The sequence below is a fragment of the Rhizobium sp. WSM1328 genome (assembly GCF_057653715.1).
This window is the reverse complement of sequence record NZ_CM172788.1, coordinates 3,971,208-3,988,829: the sequence shown is the minus strand read 5'-3', so window position 1 is coordinate 3,988,829 and position 17,622 is coordinate 3,971,208. Positions and strand designations below refer to the sequence as shown.

Below are 17,622 nucleotides of genomic sequence, written 5' to 3'. Positions count from 1 at the left end.
CTCACCATCTCAAGCAAGGAGGCCAATCATGTCTCTCATCCATGAAATCGACTACGGCACTCCTGCTTCGAAATCCGAGGTCATGGTGAAGCTCACCATCGACGGACAGCAGATCAGCGTGCCGGAGGGCACCTCGATCATGCGCGCCTCGATGGAGGCCGGCATCAAGGTGCCGAAGCTCTGCGCCACCGATATGGTCGACGCTTTCGGCTCCTGCCGGCTCTGCCTCGTCGAGATCGAGGGCCGCAACGGAACACCCTCCTCCTGCACGACGCCGGTGGCGGCAAACATGGTGGTGCACACGCAGACGGGGCGGTTGAAGGATATCCGCCGCGGCGTGATGGAACTCTATATTTCCGACCATCCGCTCGACTGTCTCACCTGCGCGGCTAACGGTGATTGCGAATTGCAGGACATGGCGGGCGCCGTCGGCCTGCGCGACGTACGTTACGGCTATGAGGGCGACAACCACGTCAAGGCGCGCAGCAATGGCGACATCAATCTGAAATGGATGCCGAAGGACGAGTCCAATCCCTATTTCACCTATGATCCCTCGAAATGCATCGTCTGTTCGCGCTGCGTGCGCGCCTGCGAGGAAGTGCAGGGCACCTTCGCGCTGACGATCGAGGGCCGCGGCTTCGGCTCGCGCGTTTCGCCCGGCATGCACGAGCATTTCATCGATTCCGAATGCGTCTCCTGCGGTGCCTGCGTCCAGGCCTGCCCGACGGCAACGCTGACGGAGAAATCGGTGATTCAGATCGGCCAGCCGGAGCATTCGGCTGTGACGACCTGCGCCTACTGCGGCGTCGGCTGTTCCTTCAAGGCGGAGATGCGCGGCGAGGAACTGGTGCGCATGGTGCCGTGGAAGGACGGCCAAGCCAATCGCGGCCATTCCTGCGTCAAGGGACGCTTCGCCTACGGCTATTCCACCCACAAGGACCGCATCCTCAATCCGATGATCCGCGAAAAGGTCAGCGATCCCTGGCGGGAAGTGAGCTGGGACGAGGCCTTCGCGCATGTGGCGCTGGAGTTCCGCCGCATCCAGTATCAATACGGCCGCGAGGCAATTGGCGGCATCACCTCGTCGCGCTGCACCAATGAGGAAACGTATCTGGTGCAGAAGCTGATCCGCGCCGGCTTCGGCAACAACAATGTCGACACCTGCGCCCGCGTCTGCCATTCGCCGACCGGTTACGGCCTCGGCCAGACCTTCGGCACGTCGGCGGGCACACAGGATTTCGACAGCGTCGAGCATTCCGACGTCGTCATCGTCATCGGCGCCAATCCAACCGATGGGCATCCGGTGTTCGGCTCGCGGCTGAAGAAGCGGCTGCGCCAGGGCGCCAAGCTCATCGTCATCGATCCGCGCCGCACCGATATCGTCCGCTCGCCGCATATCGAGGCCTCCTATCACCTGCCGCTGAAGCCCGGCACCAATGTCGCGGTCATGACGGCGCTGGCGCATGTGATCGTCACCGAAGGGCTCTTTGACGAGGCGTTCATCCGCGAGCGCTGCGACTGGTCGGAGTTCGAGGACTGGGCCGCCTTCGTCGCCGAACCGCAGCACAGTCCCGAAGAGACCGAGATCTTCACCGGCGTGCCGGCGGCGGATCTGCGCGACGCGGCAAGGCTCTATGCCAAGGGCGGCAATGGCGCAATCTATTATGGCCTCGGCGTCACCGAACACAGCCAGGGCTCGACCACGGTCATCGCGATCGCCAACCTGGCGATGGCGACCGGCAATATCGGCCGTCCCGGCGTCGGCGTGAACCCGCTGCGCGGCCAGAACAATGTGCAGGGCTCCTGCGACATGGGCTCGTTCCCGCACGAATTGCCGGGCTACCGGCACATTTCCGACGATGCGACGCGCGATATCTTCGAAAAGCTCTGGGGCGTGAAGCTCAACAACGAGCCGGGCCTGCGTATTCCGAACATGCTGGATGCAGCAGTCGACGGCTCGTTCAAGGGCATCTACATCCAGGGCGAAGACATCCTCCAGTCCGATCCCGATACCAAACATGTCGCGGCCGGGCTTGCGGCGATGGAATGCGTCGTCGTGCAGGATCTGTTCCTCAACGAGACCGCCAATTACGCCCATGTCTTTCTACCGGGCTCGACCTTCCTCGAGAAGGACGGCACCTTCACCAATGCCGAGCGCCGCATCAATCGTGTGCGCAAGGTGATGTCGCCGCGCAACGGCTATGGCGACTGGGAAGTGACGCAGAAGCTTGCCCAGGCGATGGGGCTCGACTGGAATTACACCCATCCGTCGGAGATCATGGACGAGATCGCCGCGACGACGCCGAGTTTCGCGATGGTCTCCTACGACTATCTCGACAAAATGGGCTCGGTGCAGTGGCCCTGCAACGAGAAGACCCCGCTCGGCTCGCCGATCATGCATGTCAATGGCTTCGTGCGCGGCAAGGGCAAGTTCATCCGCACCGAATATGTGGCGACCGACGAGCGCACCGGTCCGCGCTTCCCGCTGCTGCTGACAACCGGCCGCACCCTCAGCCAGTACAATGTCGGGGCGCAGACACGGCGAACCGAGAATGTCGTATGGCATGCGGAAGACCGGCTGGAAATCCATTCGCACGATGCCGAGCAGCGCGGCGTTCGCGACGGCGACTGGGTGAAGCTCGGCAGCCGCTCCGGCGACACGACGCTCAGGGCGCTGATCACCGATCGCGTCGCGCCGGGTGTCGTCTACACGACCTTCCATCATCCCACGACGCAGGCGAACGTCATCACCACCGATTTCTCCGACTGGGCGACGAACTGCCCGGAATACAAGGTGACGGCGGTGCAGGTCTCGCCCTCCAACGGGCCGAGCGAATGGCAACTCGAATATGACGAGCAGGCGCGTCAATCGCGCCGCATCGCCGGCAAGCTCGAGGCAGCGGAGTGACGATGCGGGGGCGGCTCTGTAAGCAGGAACGTGGATCATGACCTTCACCGTCACTGCCCATGCCCCCGAAACCGCCTGCCGCAACGGCATCCTCCAGACCGGTTCGCGCATCGTGCCGGAAGAGGTGCCGATCGCCTTTTCCTACGGCGGCAGTTCGCATGCGGTGATGATGGCAACACCTGCGGATATCGAGGATTTTGCCGTCGGTTTCAGCCTGACCGAAGGGATCATTGCCGGGCCGGCGGAGATATCGGGCATCGAGGTCGTCGAGGGTGAGCAGGGGATCGATGTGCAGGTGAGCCTGGTCGATGATGTCGCCGATCGGTTGCGGGCACGACGCCGCAGCATGGCGGGACCGGTCGGCTGCGGGCTCTGCGGCATCGAATCGATCGAACAGGCGGTACGGCCGGTGCCTGACGTTTCGACATCGCCGCTGGCGCTGTCGCATGCGGATATCGTCCGCGCCGTTTCGCTTCTGAACGAGGCGCAGCCGCTGCATCGTGAGACGCGGGCGGTGCATGGCGCCGGGTTCTATCTTCCCGGCAGGGGGCTGATTGCCGTGCGCGAAGATGTCGGTCGGCACAATGCGCTGGACAAGCTCTGCGGCGCCGTCATCGGCGCCAGTGAAAGAGGCGGGGACGGCGCCGTCGTCGTCACCAGCAGGCTTTCCGTCGAGATGGTGCAGAAGGCGGCGATCCTCGGCAGCCCGGTGCTCATCGCCATATCGGCGCCGACGGCTCTCGCCATCCGCACGGCCGAAGAAGCCGGCATGACGCTCGTCGCGCTGGTGCGCGGCGAGGATTTCGAGATTTTCACCCACCCGCACCGCATCTCGCCCGGAAGCATTGCCGATGTCGCATGATACCAAGACCAAGCTCGTCTATATGGCAAACCAGATCGCCACCTTCTTCAAGAGCCAGCCGCAAAGCGAGGCCGCGCAGGGGGTCGCCACCCATATCAATAAATTCTGGGACCCGCGCATGCGGCGGCAATTGTTCGAAATTCTGGAGAATGAGGAGAACGGCCTGGACGCGCTCGTGCTTCAGGCCGTTCCTCTGATTAGAAAGCCAGAGCCGGTGACACACCAGGTCCCATAGTCTGGATCGGCCCATGCGCGAAGGGGAGGCGGGAGCAACCTGCCTGCGCATATGTCGGTGACAGTAAAATCTGAGAAAAACCAAGTCTGAGCCAGGAGGAGTTGTTCATGACTGCAGCGGAAACACGTACAGACGGGGCGTTGGCGGGGGTAGGCCTGCTCGATCGTGAAAGGATCGTCGCAAGGCCCGGGTTCAATCGGTGGCTGGTGCCGCCGGCAGCGCTCGCCATCCATCTCTGCATCGGCATGGCCTATGGTTTCAGCGTGTTCTGGCTGCCGCTTTCCAAGTCGCTCGGGATCACGGCCTCGACGGCCTGCCCTGATCTGACACTCGCCTCGGCGCTGTTCACCACGACCTGCGACTGGCGCGTTGCCGACCTCGGCTGGATCTATACGTTGTTCTTCGTTCTACTTGGCTCATCGGCCGCCATCTGGGGCGGCTGGCTTGAGCGCGCCGGTCCGCGCAAGGCGGGCGTCGTTTCCGCTTGCTGCTGGTGCGGCGGCATCATTCTTGCGGCGATCGGCGTCATTACTCATCAGCTCTGGATGATGTGGCTCGGTGCCGGCGTCATCGGCGGCATCGGTCTCGGCCTCGGTTACATCTCACCGGTCTCGACACTGATCAAATGGTTTCCCGACCGGCGCGGCATGGCGACCGGTATGGCGATCATGGGCTTCGGCGGCGGTGCGATGATCGGCGCCCCATTGGCCAACCTGCTGATGAATGCCTTCAAGACCGACAGTTCGGTCGGCGTCTGGCAGACCTTCATCGTCATGGCGGTGATCTATTTCGTCTTCATGATGGGCGGCGCCTTCGGCTATCGCATTCCGCCGGCCGGCTGGCGTCCCGAGGGTTGGACGCCGCCTGCAGCCAAGAGCACGATGATCACCACCAAACATGTGCACCTCAGCAATGCCCACAGGACAAAACAGTTCTGGCTGATCTGGGCGGTGCTTTGCCTCAACGTTTCGGCCGGTATCGGCGTTATCGGCATGGCCTCGCCGATGCTGCAGGAAATCTTCGCCGGTTCGCTGATCGGCCTGCCGGATGTCGGCTTCGCCCAGCTCGACGCCGGGCAGAAGGCATCGATCGCCACGATCGCCGCCGGTTTCGCCGGCTTGCTGTCGCTCTTCAACATCGGCGGACGGTTCTTCTGGGCGTCGCTGTCCGACAAGATCGGCCGCAAGAATACCTATTATTGCTTCTTCGTCCTCGGCATCGTGCTCTATGCACTGGCGCCCACTTTCGCAGGCATGGGCAACAAGGCGCTGTTCGTTCTCTCCTTCGGCATCATCCTGTCGATGTACGGCGGCGGCTTTGCGACGATCCCGGCCTATCTTGCCGATATTTTCGGTACGCAGTTCGTCGGCGCCATCCACGGCCGGCTGCTGACGGCCTGGGCAACGGCCGGCATCGTCGGGCCCGTTGTCGTCAACTATATCCGCGAAGCGCAGATCGCCGCCGGCGTTGCGCCCGGGCCAACCCTCTATACCGGCACCATGTATATCCTCGCCGGCATGCTGGCGCTCGGGCTCATCGCCAATGCGCTGATCAGGCCGCTTTCGGACAAATGGTTCATGTCCGATGACGAGGTCGCCGCGTTGCAGGCGAAGTCGGCCGCCGTCAATGCCGGGCCGACGGGTTCCTTCGGCATCGGCACAGGCGGGCTGGACGCCAAGGCGATGCTTGCCTGGGCCGTCGTCGGCATTCCGCTGCTGTGGGGTGTCTGGGTGACGCTGAGGGCAACCTTCGCGCTGTTCGGCTAAGCCATCAAAGCGCGTCGCATGGGCTTCATGCGGCGGCGCTTTATCGTCGTATACGGCGCAATCCGGTCAAGGTGCCGCCTTGCACCGGTATGGTTCAGAACTCTTCCCAGCTCTGGGCGGTCGCCGCGGCAGCGCCGTGCGCCTTTGCGACACGTGAAACGAGATGCAGCGCCGGCGAGCCCGTTTGTCTTGGCCCCGCTCCGCTGGTCGACTGCGTCTGCCCGGGTAGGCGGAACCTAGCCAGCAGGACACGCAGCGTTTCGGCTTCTCTCGCAAGGCTGAGGCTGGCGGCGGTACTTTCCTCGACCATCGCGGCATTCTGCTGGGTTGCCTGATCCAGCGTATTGACCGCCTGGTTGATTTCCTTGAGGCCGGTTGCCTGTTCCCTGGAGGCTTCGACGATGGCGGCGACATTGCCATTGATATCGCCGACCTGTGCGACGATCGCCTCGAGCGCCTTGCCGGTCTCGCCGACGAGCCCGACGCCGTTCTTGACATGCTCGCCCGACGTGTTGATCAGCGCCTTGATCTCCTTGGCAGCATTGGCGGAGCGTTGGGCGAGTTCCCGCACCTCCTGAGCCACGACCGCAAAGCCCTTGCCGGCTTCACCGGCGCGAGCCGCCTCGACGCCGGCATTCAGCGCAAGCAAGTTGGTCTGGAAGGCGATGTCGTCGATCACGCCGATGATGTTGGTGATCTCGCGCGAGGATTGTTCGATCTGGCCCATGGCCGCGACGGCATTGCGAACCACGACGCCGGAATGTTCGGCGCCCTGCTTGGTCACGGCGACGAGACGCCCCGCCTCATCGGCACGACGGCTGGAATCGTTGACGGTCGTGGTGATCTCCTCCAGCGCGGCGGCCGTCTCTTCGATCGATGCTGCCTGCTGTTCCGTCCGCTTGGAGAAGGAGTCGGCCGATGCGCCGATCTCGCTCGACCCTGCGGCGATCGCACTGGCATTCTGACCGATCGTCTTCATGGTCTCGGAAAGGCCTTTGACAGCGGTGTTGAAATCGTGCCGCAGCTGCTCCATCGATGGAACGAAAGGCGCGTCCACCGTTCTTGTCAGATCGCCTTCGGAAAGATTGCGCAGCGCGGTGCCGAGAAGGGAAATGGCGCTCATGCGCTGGGTAACGTCGGTCGCGAACTTCACCACCTTGTAGACCTTGCCGTCGGCATCGAGGATCGGGTTGTAGGCTGCCTGTATCCAGATTTGCCGGCCACCCTTGCCGAACCTGACAAATTCATTGGCGATGAACTCGCCCTGCGCCAACCGCTTCCAGAAATTGGTATAGTCGGCCGTATCCGTATAGGCACGATCGCAGAACATGCTGTGGTGCTTGCCGGTGATCTCGGCGAGCGAATATCCCATGGCGTTGCAGAAATTCTCGTTGGCGGTCAAGATTTCGCCCGTCGGGGCAAATTCGATCACCGCCTGCGAGCGCGAGATCGCCGCGAGCTTGCCGGAATCCTCCACCGCCTTCTTTTTCGCTGCGGTGATGTCGGCCGCGAATTTCACGACCTTGTATGGTTTGCCTCCTTTGAAAACCGGATTGTAGGACGCCTGGATCCATATTTCCCGGTTGCCCTTGGCAAAGCGCTTGTAGGCGCCGGCGTCATATTCGCCGCGTCCGAGCCGCGCCCAGAATTCGCGATACGCCGCGGTTGCCGTATAGGCCCGCTCGCAGAACATGCCGTGATGCTTACCAACGATCTCGCTCAGGCTGTATCCAAGCGCCTTGCAGAAATTTTCGTTCGCCTTGAGGATGTTTCCTTTGAGATCGAACTCTATGATCGCCTGCGATTTGGAGATGGCATCAAGAATGTAGTTCGAATCGGAGCTTAGACCAAACATTGCTGTCCCTTTGAGATGCGCAGCTTTTGCTGCTTAGGCTGGTAGACGCAAGGGTCGACGAGGAGTGCTGGTCCCGGGACGAACCGTTGGCCGGTTCGCAATCCCAATGTGCCGCAAACATGTCATCCGAACGCTTCACAACCATGCTGACTGGGCATGGTTAATATTGCGTATAAAAGCTTTTGCTAATCTTCTGATATCAGAATCACAGTCGCAGCTGGCCGAGTATCTCACGCAATAAAAAACCGCCCCGGAGGGCGGTTTTTCGATAATTTAGCGGCTTCTCAGAATCAGGCGGCCAGTTCATCCGTCTCGTTTTCCTTGAACATCTTGGCGAGGTTCAGGAAGCAGATCATGCCATTTTCCGAGGCGATGATGCCTTCGCAATAGGCCCGGTCGAAGGAGGCGGTCACTTCCGGCACCGGCTGGACCTGGCTGGACGAGATGGTGAGAATGTCCGAGACGCGGTCGACCAGCATGCCGATGACCATGCTGTGAACTTCGGCGACGACGATGGCGCTGCGCTCATTGGCGACGGTGCTCTTCATGCCGAGTTTGAAAGCAAGATCGATGATCGGGATCACCGAGCCGCGCAGGTTCATGACACCGATGACATCGGCCGGTGCATGGGGGATCGGCGTCGACGGCGCCCAGCCGCGGATTTCGCGGATGGTCGTGGTCTTGACGCAGAATTCCTGGTCATGCAGGCGGAAGGCAATAATTTCGAGCGTATCGCCGCTGAAGTTAGTTGAATTGATCGTCGCCATTAGAATTCTTCCCAACTATCGTAAGCCAGGGCAGAAGCGGATGCGCCACCATTGGCGCGGACAAGCTTTGCCTTCATCCCACGCGATGGCTTTGCGCTCGGCGAAGCATCGTTACGGTTATCGATGACTTTAGCGAAAGAGTGTTGCCCAAATCTAAATTGGGTGTCGGGATTGCGAAGGTTTTTAAGCTCGGATGAAGGCAAGGCAGTTTTGCTGCCGATCTCCTCCAGCCGAAATTTTCGCAGTCAGGATACTCCAGGCTTATTCGAGATCCTCAAGAAGAAGTTCGCCGATTTACTCAGCTTATCGTCTCTTCGATCTGCGAGACCGCCCAATCGACCTGCTCTCTAGATATGACCAGTGGCGGAGCGAGGCGAATTGTGTGGTCGTGGGTGTCCTTGGCGAGAAGGCCGCGCTCCTTCAGCGCATGGCAATATTGCCGCGCGCCGCCGGCTTCGGGTTCCAGCTCGATGGCCATCATCAGGCCGCGGCCGCGGACGTCCCTGACGATGTTCGAGCGGATCGACCTCAAGCCTTCGAGGAAATAGTCGCCCATAACGGCGGCGTTCTCGATCATGCCCTCTTCCGTCAGCACCTTGAGTGCTGCGCGGGCCACCGCGCAGGCGAGCGGATTGCCGCCGAAGGTCGAGCCGTGCTGGCCGGGCTTCAGCACGCCCAGAACTTCGGAATTCGAAAGCACGGCCGACACCGGATAGAAGCCGCCGGATAGCGCCTTGCCGATCAGCGTCACGTCTGCCTCGATGCCTTCGTGCTCCTCGGCCAGCAGCTTGCCGGTGCGGCCGAGGCCGGTCTGGATCTCATCGAGGATAAGAGTGACGTTGTTTGCCGTGCAAAGCTCGCGGATGCGGGTGAAATAACCCGCCGGCGGAATGATGACGCCGGCTTCCCCCTGGATCGGTTCGATCAAGGCGGCCACGGTATTTCTGTTGATTACGGCGGCGAAAGCCTCGGCATCGCCGAACGGAATGATGCGGAAACCTGACGTGTAGGGGCCGAAACCGCTGCGGGCCTCGGGATCCGTCGAGAAGCTGATGATGCTCAGCGTCCGGCCATGAAAATTATCGGCGCAGACGATGATCTCCGCCTTGCCCTCCGGCACACCCTTGACCTCGTAACCCCATTTGCGCACCGCCTTGATGGCGGTCTCCACCGCTTCGGCGCCGGAATTCATCGGCAGGATCTTATGCGAGCCGGTGAGAGCCGCGAGTTCTTCGTAGAGATAGGCAAGTTGATCGTTGCGGAAGGCGCGGGAGGTGAGCGTCAGCCTGCCTGCCTGTTCGACCATGGCGGCAAGGATTTTCGGATGGCAGTGGCCCTGGTTGACGGCGGAATAGGCCGAGAGGCAATCGAGATAACGGTTGCCGTCGGTATCCCAGACATAAACACCTTCGCCACGCGTCAGCACCACGTCGAGCGGCTTGTAGTTATGGGCGCCGAGCCGTTGTTCAGTGGCGATCAGTTTTTCCGAAGTGTTCATGGTCGTTCTCCCTCTAATCTTATTTCAACGCATGTCGTTATCGCAAAACCGCTGCACACTTTTGCTCGACATGCTCTTACGCGGCGCGTGTCGGACGATCGAAGATGCGGCGGCCGAAGAGGCTTGCCGTCAGTTCCACCAGGATGCGGGCGCTCTTGCCGCGATCGTCGAGAAACGGATTGAGCTCGACGAGATCGAGCGACGAGACGAGGCCGCTGTCCGAAAGCATTTCCATCACCAGATGCGCCTCGCGAAAAGTCGCGCCGCCAGGAACCGTCGTGCCGACGCCCGGCGCAATCTCGGGATCGAGGAAATCGAGATCGAGGCTGACATGCAGCAGGCCGTTCGCTTTGGTGACGACATCGAGGATCTCACGCATGGTGGCGCCGATACCCTGCTCGTCGATCGCGCGCATGTCGAAGACGTTGACGCCGTGTTCGTGGATTTCCTCGCGCTCGCGCGCATCGACCGAACGGATGCCGACCTGGAAGACATTCTTCGGGTCGACGAGCGGACGGCCCTTCGGCAGGATCTCGGCGAACTCCGCTTGGCCACAAAAGAAGGCGACGGGCATGCCATGAATATTGCCGGAAGGCGATGTGGCCGGAGAGTTGAAATCGGCATGGGCATCGAGCCAGAGCACGAAGAGCGGGCGATCTTTGCCGGCGGCATAACGGGCCATGCCGGAGACGCTGCCCATGGAAAGGCTGTGGTCGCCGCCGAGAATCAGCGGGAAACGGCCGGAGGCCGCGACGTCGTGGACGCTGCTTTCGAGCGCGCGGGTGAAGGCACCGACGATCCTCAGATTGTGGGCCTTCGGGTGGTTCGGCAGGTCCATCGCCGGTACGATCCTGAGATCGCCAAGATCGGCAACGTCATGGCCAAGCTCGATCAGCGTCTGGTCGACGCCGGCAATGCGCAGGGCCGCAGGGCCCATGGCAGCGCCTCTGCGGCCGGAGCCTTCTTCCAGCGGCGCGCCGATGAGGGTGACAGATCGCGATTGGGCATTCATTTTGGAGGGCTCCGTGTTGAGGCCTGTTTCGACCGATAGTGGGATAAAGGGCTGGCGGCAAAAAGATGGAAAAGTGTCAGAAATGGACTATGATTGCGCAAATTGATAAACCATTTTTGACAAAGTGATCAGCGTGGACGATCTCGACACCGAACTTCTGAGTGCACTTCGCCATAACGCCCGGATTTCCGTCTCCTCGCTTGCGGCGATGACCGGCGCATCGCGGGCAACGGTTGCCGCCCGTATCGACCGGCTGGTGGCCGGCGGCATCATCGTCGGCTTCACCATCCGCACCGGCCATGAGACGCGCTCCGCCGGCGTTCGCGCCATCGTCATGATCGAGGTGCTCGGCAAGCTCGCCGACAGGGTGGCCGATCAGTTGCGGGGCCTGCCGCAGGTGCGCGCGCTGCACAGCACCAACGGCAAATGGGATTTCATCGCCGAACTCGAGGATCGCGACCTCGCCTCCTTCGACGAGACGCTGCGCCGCATCCGGCTGGTCAACGGCATCAATTCGACCGAGACCAATATCCTTCTCAAGACCAGCAAAACGGGTTTCTAAGCCGGGTTAGAGCTTTTGCATGCCGTCGGTCCAAAACCGCTGCCCAGCTTCGGGCGGGATGGATCAGTATTCCCGTTCGTAGACAATCCCGGCTTCGCCCTCGCCATTGCCGCCGGCCCCTCCGCGCAGCTTGACGCCGCGGCCGACATCGAGGTTGATCACCGCCTTGGCGCCGGCCGAACCGCCCTGCTGCAATTCGAAATAGGTGCGGTCGTTGAGATAGCGGCCGACGCTGACGCTCGTCTGGCCCTTGGAATCGGTGCTGACGTCGAAATCGTCGACGCCGAGCTGGTTGCGCAGACCTTCGAAAAGCGACGTGGAGCGGTTGCCGGCCAGCTGACTGACGGCGTCGGCGAGCTGGGCGATCTGCACCGGCGAGAGCTTCGACATCGACTGGCCGAAAATCAGCTGCGCCAGCACTTCGTCCTGCGGCAGCTGGGGCGAGGAGGAAAAGGTGATGGCGGGGTCGGTGGCGAGACCTGCGACGTCGACGGTCAGCGTCGTCGTGCCGGAGGCCGAGGTCGCTTCCATATCGAGCGCCGGCGTCATGTCGCCGGCAAAGGTGATCCGGCTCTTGTCGGAGAAATCCAGGCGGCGGTTGAGAATGGTCATGCGGCCGCGGCGCATGGTGAAACCGCCGGTCACGATGGGTGCAGCCGCCGTTCCGCGGATCGTCACCAGGCCGCCAAGCTCGGCGTCGATGCCGCGGCCGCGCACGAAGATATGCGAGGGCGCATCGATTTCGAGATCCAGGGTGATCACGGAGGATTTCTCGCCGGGTTTGCGCTCGCCGTCATCGCGCAGCTGCGCAAGTACCGCGCGCGGTGCATTCTTGTGGCGGATGTCGATTTCTCTCAGCGAGGTCGGCAATTTTTCCGGAACCGTGATCGAGGTCTTGTCCAGCCGAAGCTTGCCGCTCAGCGTCGCATTGGTGATCGGCCCGCGCAGGCCGACTATGCCATTGACGGTCGAGACGACAAGCGTTCCATCGACATAGACTGCCTTGTCGAGCTTGATCGAAATGTCGGCGGGAAAGCCGCCGGCTGGCTGGATGCCGATGGTGCCGCTGGCCGAAATCGTGCCGCCGCCGCCAAGGCTGCCGTTGAGGCGCGATATCACGGCCTGGCTGCCATTGAAGGTCACGGTTGCCGTCAGATTGTTGACAGCAAGATTGCGCCGGACGTCGACGAGCTTGGCGCCATTGGTCGAGACAGTGCCGTTGATGACGGGTGCTACGGCCGTTCCGCCGATCTGGAGATTGACGGTGGCGACGCCGTCGGCGACGAGGCCCTGTTGCGCAAGCGGGGCGCCGAGCACGGCGAAAGGAAGATTGCCTGTGAAGCGCATGTCCATGGCGCGATTGCCTGTGATGACGACGCTGCCGCCGCCCTTCAGCGACATGCCGGCATCACCGGCAAGACTGGTATCGACCGTCAGCCTGTTTCCGGCAAGTTTGCCTGATGCGTCGATGCTGAACGGCGAAAGGCCGGCACCTTTTGTCTGGCTCGTCGCTGCGTTCTTCCAATCAACCTTGAAGTCGACGGAGGGCGCCGATAGCGCGCCGGTGGCCTTTACGGTCGCCGAGACCGCGCCCTCGGCTGCAAGGCCGGGAACGAAGCCGTTGGCAATGCCGGCCGGAAGATTGGTGGTATTCGCCGTGACATCGAGCGACCGGATCGACGTGCCTGCGATGGCAAGATTGCCGGCAGCTTTCAGCGCAATGCCGCCGCCGTTGAGGGCGGCATCGAAATCCAGCCTGTCACCGGCGTATTTCCCGGTCGCCGCCAACGCAAGGCGGGACAGGCCGGCAGCCTTGGTATGGCTGGTCGCGGCATCCTTCCAGTCGAGCTTGAAATCGACGACCGGATTTGCCGGGGTTCCCGACGTTACGGCGTTTGCCGAAAGCGTGCCTTCGGCACCGAGTCCTGGAACGAAGGCGTTTGCGATATTTGCCGGCAGCGCCGGGATATCGGCATTGATCGAAAGGTCCCGGATGGCCGTTCCCGCGATCGTGACGCCGCCCGTCGCCCTGGCCAACACGCCGTCCTTGCCGGTAAGGTTGGCATCCGACCCGATCGTTGGCGAACTTGCCGGATGCCGCGGCACTCAGGCCCGAAAGGCCGCTGCTTTTGGTCTGGGCGGTCGTGGCGTTCTTCCAGTCGAGCTTGAAATCGACCGCTGGCTTTGGCAGCGCGCCGGAGGCGGATGCCGTGCCCGACACGGTGCCTTCAGCGGCAAGACCGGGGACGAAGCCGTTGGCGAGGCCTGCAGGAAGGTTGGCGAGATCGGCCTTGACGTCGAGGTTGCGGACTGACGTGCCTGATATCGCGATGTTGCCGGCGGCCCTCAGCGAGAGGCCGTCCCGGCCGCCGAGATTGGCATCGAAATCGAGCCGGTCGTCGGCGAAGCGTCCGGATGCGGCAAGTGCGAGGCCCGAGAGATGAGCGCTTCTGGTCTGGCTGGTCGCAGCATCCGCCCAGTCGAGCTTGAAGTCGGCCTTCGGTGCGGCAGGGGTCCCGGCGGCGGACATAGTGCCGGATATCGTGCCGCCGGCCGCCAGATCGGGAACGAAGGCGTTTGCGAGGCTGGCCGGAAGCTTGGCGATCTCGGCATCGACCTTGATGCTGTCGATCGCCGTACCGGCCAATGCGACATTGCCCATGGCCTTCAGGGAGAGGTCTTTATCGCCGCTGACCGCCGCATTGAAATCAAGCTTGTTTTCGGCAAATTTTCCCGATGCGGTCAAGCCGAGCGCTGCAAGGCCAGCACGTTTCGTGTGGCTCGTCGCAGCGTCTTTCCAATTGAAATCGAAATCGGCACTCGGGGCGGAAAGTGACCCGGTGGCCGAGATCTTTCCAGAGATCGTGCCTTCGGCGGCGAGATCGGCGACGAAGCTGTTTGCGATATTAGCCGGGACATTCGCCAGCACGGCATCGACTTTGACGTTGCCGATCGTCGTGCCTGTGATGGCGACATTGCCGTTTGCCTTCAGCGAGAGGCGGTTGGCGCCGCCGATCACTGTATCGAAATCGAGCTTGCTGTCTGCAAATTTACCGGATGCCTTGAGGCCAAGATCGGCAAGGCCGACGCGCTTCGTCTGGCTCGTCGCAGCACCTTTCCAATCGAGATCGAAATTGGCGGTGGGGGCAGCGAGGGAACCGGAGGCCGCCACTTTTCCTGTAATCGTGCCTTCGGCGGCGAGATCGGGAACGAAACCATTGGCGATGCGCGCAGGCAGGTTGAGGATATCGGCGTTGACATCAAGCACCGGTGCCTTCGGGTCGGCGAGCGCGACATTGCCGGCAGCCTTGAGCGAAAGGCCGTCATTGCTGCCGACCGTCGTGTTGAAATCGAGCTTGTTGTCGGCGAATTTGCCGCCGGCGGTGATGCCGAGCGGTGCCAGGCCGGCGCCTTTGGTCTGGCCCGTCGTCGCATCCTTCCAGTCGAGCTTGAAATCGGCGACCGGTGCCGCCGGTGTTCCGGTCACGGCAATCGTTCCGGAGATCGTGCCGCCGGCTGAAAGGTTGGGCACGAAACCGTTGGCGAGGGCTGCCGGCAGCTCGCGGATGTCTGCATCGAGCTTCAGCGTTTCGCCGGCGGAACCTGTGACGGTCACCGAACCGGTGCCGGTCTTCAGCGTCAGTTCGTTCAGGCTGGCGGCACCGCCGCCGACGGCGACCTGCGTCGGGGCGGCAAGCTCGATCGGGATATTGCGGGGGCTTGCCGAGAACCGGTCAAGGTTCAGGTGCATCGTGCCGTCCGCTGCCTCGATATTGCCGGCGGCCAGCACGGGATTGCCGTCATAGGCAGCATTGAGATCGAAATCGGTATGGTCTTGCTGCTTGGTAAACCTAAGCGAAAGGCCGGCGAGCCTGTTCGTTCCGGCACTTACCTCCTCGGCCTTGACCGTGCCGTTTGCCGCAAGGGCTTTGAGATCGCTGACCGTGACATCGATATCCGGCTTGACGATCGCAAGCGTATCACGGCGGATCGAGCCGCCGGTCGCAAGCAGCTTGAGCGCAATCCTGCCGCCATCGCTGCTGACGCCGAGCGACCCTTTGAGATCGCCGTCGGCCTTCTGCCCGCCGAGTGCGGCGAGCAGGCCGACATTGGGGAAATCGAAGGTCAGTGCGGCTGTTGGCTCCAGGGTAGGCGAGAATTCCACATTGCCGGTCAGCCGGTTGCCGCCGATATCGGCGGTCAGCGCCGGGATGCTCGTCTTGCCGTCCTGCGAACTTATATCACCGTTGATGCCGATCGGCTGGCCGTCGATCGTGCCGGTGGCGGCGATCCTGCCCTGCGGCGCCTTGGGATCAGCAAGACCCGACAAGTCGATATTGAGGTTGCCGAGCGTGCGGTCTGCCATTTCAAGGCTGGCGGCCTTGAGATTGGCCGTCACGGAAATTGCCGGGAGCTCACCTCCCACTCTCAACGCATAACCCGCCCCACCGCTGGCGCCGGGGATGAGCTTGCCGATGTCAGGCAGCCGGCCCGAGAGATCGGCATTCAACATCCCGCCATCGAGTGCGACGTTGCCGGCGGCTTCGAGCGTACCGGACTTCAGGACGAGATTGGACAGCGCGAATTTTGACGGGATGGTGCCGACCACCTGGCTTTCGAGCGAGATCGGTCCGTCGAACCTGCTTGTCACCGCAGCCGGCAGGGCTGCCGGGTTGATGGTGAGCTTGAGGTTGCCGGTCAGCGCTTTGTCCGCCAGCCGGTAGGAGCCATTGAGGCCGCCGTTGATATTGGCGCTTTCGACGGTGGTGCCGTTGAATCCGATGCCGGAGGGCGAGATCTGCAGCGGCGAGGCGATCGTGACCGGGCCTTGGACGGCGCGATTGAGGTTCGGCTCGGTAAAGGTCGTATCGCCAGCAACGAGGCGCAGCTGGACGCTGCCGGAACGGGCGGCGAGATTGAAGGCGTCGCTCTTTGCGGTCAGCTTGATGTTGCCGATAGTGGCCTGCGGCAGGGTTGCGGTGTCGAGCGAGCCGCTGACGTTCAGTCGGGCGGTCTGCGCATCGCCTGTCAGCGCCAGGTTGAGGCCTGATATCAGGAAGCGGGCATCGCCTTCGGCGAGCGGCCAGCGGAAATCGACAGGCCCCGACGTGCCGAGCAGATTGGCGTTCAGGCTGTTGTTGCCGGCAGGATCGAGGGTACCCGATGCGGCGATCACAACGCTGCCGGTGGCGATATTGCCGGTCTGGATATCGATCTTGCCGTGATTGTCGAAGGTGGTGGCAAGATCGATATTGGTCTGGCCGGCAAAAAGCGGCCGGAATGCCGATGGAAGCAGCGAGCTCAGGTCACCGCCGCCCTTGAGGTCGAGGTGGTGCAGCCCGTCTTCCGTAATTTGGTGCCGGGCTTCGATTGCGGCACGTTGCTGCCCGTCGAGGGCGGCCTGCAATTTGCCTTTCCAATCGGATATCGGCCCCTGGCCATCGAGATCGATGTTAACGGCCGGGCTGTCCGGCAGGCCGAGAAAGCCCGCCAGCAGTCCGCCCTTCGGCTCGGACAGCTGCGCCTTCAGCCGCAGCCGGTTTTCGGCTGGCGCAAAAGCGATGTCGGCGGCAAGCCGCGCATCCGGAACCGCGTGACGGCTGACATTGACGACGGCCTCGCCGCCATCGCCGTTCGCCGAAAGGCTGCCTTCGGCAGCGAGCGCAAAGGCGCGGCCGGCAACGGGTGCGGCAAGTTTGATATCGGGCAGCGCGATGCGGTCGACATCGACCTTGATCGGAAGGCTGAATCCGCCGGAATTTTCAGCTTGGGGCCGCGAGGGCAGGGTGCGTACCGGCTTGCGCAGCACGTTGATCGCTTCGATCTCGAAGCGTTTGGCATGGAAGGTTCCGGTCAGTAGCGCAAACGGATTCCAGTCGATCGCGACGCCATGAATTTCCGCAAAGACGCCCCTGGTGTCGGAGATGGAGATCTCGGCGGCGCGAAGCCCGCCGGTCAAAAGGCCTTGCGGTTCGCGAACCTCGATCGTCATGTCGCGGTTGGAAAGCGTGGAGGCTATCTTTTCGGTAACGATGCGAGCGCCAAAACTGGTGAAGCCGAAGATCGCCAGTGCGACGACGGCAAGAATCAACGTGGCGCCGACGGCATAGCCGGTGAGCCGTACGATCCAGTTGACGATTTTTGTCAGCGTTTGCAT

At 62.3% G+C, this 17,622-nt stretch carries 9 protein-coding genes and 1 pseudogene; 5 read left to right on the top strand and 5 right to left on the bottom strand.

What is annotated here, in order from left to right; all coding sequences use genetic code 11:
* Positions 1-28 precede the first annotated feature (28 nt).
* The 4 genes from fdhF to AC2444_RS19840 all read left to right on the top strand — a co-directional run bounded on the left by fdhF (position 29) and on the right by AC2444_RS19840 (position 5,771).
* Positions 29-2,908 carry a formate dehydrogenase subunit alpha gene (gene fdhF / locus AC2444_RS19855; protein WP_012759233.1) on the top strand — a complete coding sequence of 960 codons (2,880 nt, stop codon included), beginning with the start codon at positions 29-31 and terminating at the stop codon, positions 2,906-2,908.
* A 37-nt stretch (positions 2,909-2,945) separates the two neighbouring features.
* Positions 2,946-3,770 (top strand): formate dehydrogenase accessory sulfurtransferase FdhD, encoded by an 825-nt coding sequence (fdhD, locus tag AC2444_RS19850; protein ID WP_012759232.1) that lies wholly within the window; start codon positions 2,946-2,948, stop codon positions 3,768-3,770.
* Complete coding sequence (locus tag AC2444_RS19845; protein WP_012759231.1) at positions 3,760-4,005, top strand: formate dehydrogenase subunit delta; 246 nt, start codon at positions 3,760-3,762, stop codon at positions 4,003-4,005. The genes fdhD and AC2444_RS19845 overlap by 11 nt, the downstream gene beginning before the upstream one ends.
* 107 nt (positions 4,006-4,112) lie before the next feature.
* Complete coding sequence (locus AC2444_RS19840; protein ID WP_012759230.1) at positions 4,113-5,771, top strand: OFA family MFS transporter; 1,659 nt, start codon at positions 4,113-4,115, stop codon at positions 5,769-5,771.
* Between the two features lie 94 nt (positions 5,772-5,865).
* Here the strand turns inward: AC2444_RS19840 and AC2444_RS19835 are convergent, their stop codons facing one another.
* From AC2444_RS19835 to rocF, 4 genes are all read right to left on the bottom strand, one after another.
* Positions 5,866-7,626, bottom strand: coding sequence for a methyl-accepting chemotaxis protein (locus AC2444_RS19835; protein ID WP_012759229.1), 1,761 nt, complete (start codon positions 7,624-7,626; stop codon positions 5,866-5,868).
* A 290-nt stretch (positions 7,627-7,916) separates the two neighbouring features.
* A complete protein-coding gene (locus AC2444_RS19830; protein WP_003543427.1) occupies positions 7,917-8,393 on the bottom strand; it encodes a chemotaxis protein CheW in 477 nt (158 codons plus the stop codon).
* Positions 8,394-8,691: 298 nt separating this feature from the next.
* Positions 8,692-9,891, bottom strand: coding sequence for an ornithine--oxo-acid transaminase (gene rocD / locus AC2444_RS19825; RefSeq protein WP_012759228.1), 1,200 nt, complete (start codon positions 9,889-9,891; stop codon positions 8,692-8,694).
* Positions 9,892-9,967: 76 nt separating this feature from the next.
* On the bottom strand, positions 9,968-10,903 hold the full coding sequence (gene rocF, locus AC2444_RS19820) for an arginase (protein ID WP_012759227.1): 936 nt from the start codon (positions 10,901-10,903) through the stop codon (positions 9,968-9,970).
* Between the two features lie 124 nt (positions 10,904-11,027).
* Between rocF and AC2444_RS19815 the strand changes: the two genes are divergently transcribed.
* Entirely contained in the window at positions 11,028-11,465 is a 438-nt protein-coding gene (locus tag AC2444_RS19815; RefSeq protein WP_012759226.1) for an Lrp/AsnC family transcriptional regulator, read from the top strand.
* 63 nt (positions 11,466-11,528) lie between these two features.
* On the opposite strand, the pseudogene AC2444_RS19810 reads toward AC2444_RS19815, so the two are convergent.
* Positions 11,529-17,622 (bottom strand): annotated as a pseudogene (locus AC2444_RS19810) (translocation/assembly module TamB domain-containing protein).

Excerpts from the sequence above, each read along its gene's own strand:
- AC2444_RS19830 (WP_003543427.1), bottom strand. The coding sequence starts at position 8,393 with ATGGCGACGATCAATTCAACTAACTTCAGCGGCGATACGCTCGAAATT.
- fdhF (WP_012759233.1), top strand. The coding sequence starts at position 29 with ATGTCTCTCATCCATGAAATCGACTACGGCACTCCTGCTTCGAAATCC.
- AC2444_RS19835 (WP_012759229.1), bottom strand. The coding sequence starts at position 7,626 with ATGTTTGGTCTAAGCTCCGATTCGAACTACATTCTTGATGCCATCTCC.
- rocD (WP_012759228.1), bottom strand. The coding sequence starts at position 9,891 with ATGAACACTTCGGAAAAACTGATCGCCACTGAACAACGGCTCGGCGCC.
- fdhD (WP_012759232.1), top strand. The coding sequence starts at position 2,946 with ATGACCTTCACCGTCACTGCCCATGCCCCCGAAACCGCCTGCCGCAAC.
- AC2444_RS19845 (WP_012759231.1), top strand. The coding sequence starts at position 3,760 with ATGTCGCATGATACCAAGACCAAGCTCGTCTATATGGCAAACCAGATC.
- rocF (WP_012759227.1), bottom strand. The coding sequence starts at position 10,903 with ATGAATGCCCAATCGCGATCTGTCACCCTCATCGGCGCGCCGCTGGAA.
- AC2444_RS19840 (WP_012759230.1), top strand. The coding sequence starts at position 4,113 with ATGACTGCAGCGGAAACACGTACAGACGGGGCGTTGGCGGGGGTAGGC.